Source organism: Ruegeria sp. AD11(2025) (assembly GCF_056542405.1).
The window spans coordinates 1-770 of sequence record NZ_JBQFZU010000127.1; the positions used below are offsets into that span (position 1 = coordinate 1).

General features: G+C 53.9%; 1 protein-coding gene and 1 pseudogene. Both read left to right on the plus strand.

Features of this window, described 5'->3' with window-relative positions; translation table 11 throughout:
* A pseudogene (locus ACR1XY_RS24665) lies at positions 1-174 on the plus strand (ion transporter); the annotation flags it as partial.
* 58 nt (positions 175-232) lie between these two features.
* Positions 233-751, plus strand: coding sequence for a L,D-transpeptidase family protein (locus ACR1XY_RS24670; protein WP_170431482.1), 519 nt, complete (start codon positions 233-235; stop codon positions 749-751).
* The last annotated feature ends 19 nt before the right edge of the window (positions 752-770 follow it).

The window sequence follows — 770 nt, forward strand, 5'->3', positions numbered from 1 at the left end:
ATGGTCACAACCTTTGCGGTGGTGAACTTGCTTGTGGGTCTGATCGTGAACTCGATGCAGGACGCCCATCATGCCGAGGATGAAGTGAAAACCGATGCTTATCGCGATCAGGTGCTGGAGCGGCTGGAAATCATCGAACGCCACTTAATTGAGCAGTCGAACATGAAAAAGTGATTTCAGTTTATTGTTTTTTTGGCATAATAGTTCCCAAAAAACAGCAGGCAGTGAAAACATGGATCGTCGAGCATTTGGATTGGGGGCAATGGCAACGCTGAGCTTATCGGCTTGTGCCTCAGCCAGCCCAAAATTTCTGACCTATGATGGTCCCGAGGTGACCTCTTTGGTCGTCAACAAGGGCGCGCGCAAACTCTATCTTTTGCACAATGAGCAGATCCTGCGGGAATACGAGGTGGATTTGGGATTTGCGCCCGACGGGACCAAGACCAAACGTGGGGACGGCCGCACACCCGAAGGCACCTATCTCATCGACCGCCGCAACCCGCGCAGCAGCTTTCATTTATCGCTGGGTATTTCTTATCCCAACTCGCAGGACATCGCGCAGGCCAAGGCTGCGGGTGTCGATCCCGGTGGGGACATATTCATTCATGGCCAGCCCAATCGACGCTCGGAATATAAGCGTGCGAAAAAGACGCCGGACTGGACCGCGGGCTGCATCGCCGTCAAGAATGACGAGATGGAAGAAATCTATGCGATGGTGAACCGGGGCACATTGATCACCCTGCGCCCTTGAGGCAGGGCTAAGCCGGCAC